The 277-nt window shown below is 61.4% G+C and carries 1 pseudogene; it reads left to right on the top strand.

Annotated features, from left to right (window positions below):
- Positions 1-277: pseudogene (locus H8K43_RS18790) on the top strand (MotA/TolQ/ExbB proton channel family protein); the annotation flags it as partial.

The following is a 277-nucleotide window of genomic DNA, read 5'->3' as shown; positions in this document are numbered from 1 at the left end:
GTTTCTCCGCATTCCTGGCTGCCGCCGTTCTGGCCCTGACCGCAGCTGTTGCCGCTCCAGTCTTCGCAGAAGAAGCTTCTGCCACTGCAGCCTCCGCAGCACCAGCCACTTCCGCACCAGCCGCTGACGCCGCTGCGCCTGCTGCAGCCCCTGCTGCTGAAGCCGGCCCAGCCAAAGAAGTCATCGAAAACCCATATGGCCTGGACGCACTCTGGAAAACCGGTGACTTCGTCGCCAAAGGCACACTGATCATCATGGTCATCATGTCCATGGGTTC

The organism is Cognatundibacterium curvum, from assembly GCF_014284235.1.
In the GTDB taxonomy this organism is placed as follows: Bacteria; Pseudomonadota; Gammaproteobacteria; order Burkholderiales; family Burkholderiaceae_D; genus Undibacterium; species Undibacterium curvum.
The sequence above is the reverse complement of the archived record's forward strand: the minus strand, read 5'-3'. Positions and strand labels throughout refer to the sequence as shown.